At 69.5% G+C, this 1,797-nt stretch carries 1 protein-coding gene; it reads right to left on the bottom strand.

The window, feature by feature from the left end:
• Positions 1-1,797 (bottom strand): phosphoenolpyruvate carboxykinase (GTP) (locus CXQ97_RS18475; protein WP_104182350.1); only part of this gene is annotated, 1,797 nt, incomplete at its 5' end.

Here is a 1,797-nt window from a genome sequence, read left to right as displayed (position 1 = left end):
TCAGGCGACGCTGAAGCGCTGCTTCAGCTCCTCGAGCTGCCCCCTCAGCTCCTCGGGCAGGGAGTCCCCGAAGCGCTCGTACCACTGCTCGATGCCCTCGAGTTCCTCGGCCCACTCCACGGCGTCGACGTGCACTGCTGCCTCGACCTCCGCGGGGGTCATGTCGAGTCCGGTCAGGTCCAGGGCGTCCCCCGTGGGGACGAACCCGATGGGCGTCTCGACGGCGTCGGCGGTGCCCTCGAGCCGCTCGATGACCCACTTGAGCACCCGCGAGTTGTCGCCGAAGCCCGGCCAGGCGAAGCCACCCGACGCCGTACGGCGGAACCAGTTCACGAGGAAGATCTTCGGCAGCCGGGCCTGGTCCGCCCCGGCGCTGAGGGTGAGCCAGTGCCGGAGGTAGTCGCCGGCGTCGTACCCGATGAAGGGCAGCATGGCCATCGGATCGCGGCGCACCCGCCCCACCTGGCCGGCGGCGGCGGCCGTCGTCTCCGACGACAGCGTCGATCCCATGAAGATCCCGTTGGCCCAGTTGCGGGACTGCGTGACGAGGGGGACGGTCGTCTTGCGGCGGCCCCCGAAGAGGATCGCGGAGAGCTCGACGCCGTCGGGCCGGTTGAACTCCTCGGCGAGCATGTCGATCTGGTCGATGGGCGTGCAGAACCGGGCGTTCGGGTGCGCGGCGGTGTGGTCCAGGTCCGGCGTCCAGTCCCGGCCCTGCCAGTCGGTGAGGTGCGCGGGCACCTCGTCCGTCATGCCCTCCCACCACACGCCGCCGTCGTCGGTGAGGGCGACGTTGGTGAAGACCGAGTTGCCCTTCGCGATCGCCCGCATGGCGTTCGGGTTGGTCCCCCAACCCGTGCCGGGAGCGACGCCGAAGAGGCCCGCCTCGGGGTTGACCGCGCGGAGCTCACCCTCCTTGCCGAAGCGCATCCAGGTGATGTCGTCGCCCAGGGTCTCGACCTTCCAGCCGTCGATCGTGGGGTCGAGCAGGGCGAGGTTGGTCTTGCCGCACGCGGAGGGGAACGCGGCGGAGAGGTAGTAGGTCTTGTCCTGGGGCGAGGTGAGCTTGAGGATCAGCATGTGCTCGGCCAGCCAGCCCTCGTCGCGGGCCATCACCGACGCGATGCGCAGCGCGTAGCACTTCTTGCCCAGCAGGGCGTTGCCGCCGTAGCCGGACCCGTAGGACCAGATGGAGCGCTCCTCGGGGAAATGGACGATCCACTTGTCCTCGTTGCACGGCCACGGGACGTCGGCCTCGCCCTCGGCGAGTGGCGCGCCGAGGGAGTGGAGCGCGGGGACGAACGGGGCCTCGAGCTCGGTCATCCGGTCGAGGACCGCGGTGCCGATGGTCGCCATGATCCGCATGGAGGTCACCACGTACGCGCTGTCCGTGATCTCCACACCGAACTTCGGGTCCTCAGCGTCGAGGTGGCCCATGACGAACGGGATGACGTACATGGTGCGACCCCGCATGGAGCCGGAGAAGAGGCCCGTGAGCTTGGCCTTCATCTCGTCGGGGTCCATCCAGTTGTTGGTGAAGCCGGCCTCGCGCTCGTCCCGGGAGCAGATGAAGGTCTGCTCCTCCACGCGGGCCACGTCCTTGGGGTCCGAGAACGCCGCGAAGGAGTTGGGGAACGTCTCGGGGTTCAACCGCACGAACGTGCCACTGGCCACGAGCCCTTCGGCCAGGCGTGTGTTCTCCGCCTCCGAGCCGTCCACCCACACGACCCCGGCAGGCTGCGTGAGCTCCGTCACCTCCCGCACCCAGGCGAGAAGGGCCGGATGGGTCGTCGGCGC

The organism is Arthrobacter sp. B0490 (assembly GCF_002929355.1).
GTDB lineage: Bacteria > Actinomycetota > Actinomycetes > Actinomycetales > Micrococcaceae > Arthrobacter_D.
Note: the sequence above shows the minus strand (reverse complement) of the source record. Positions and strands in the feature narration are given on the sequence as shown.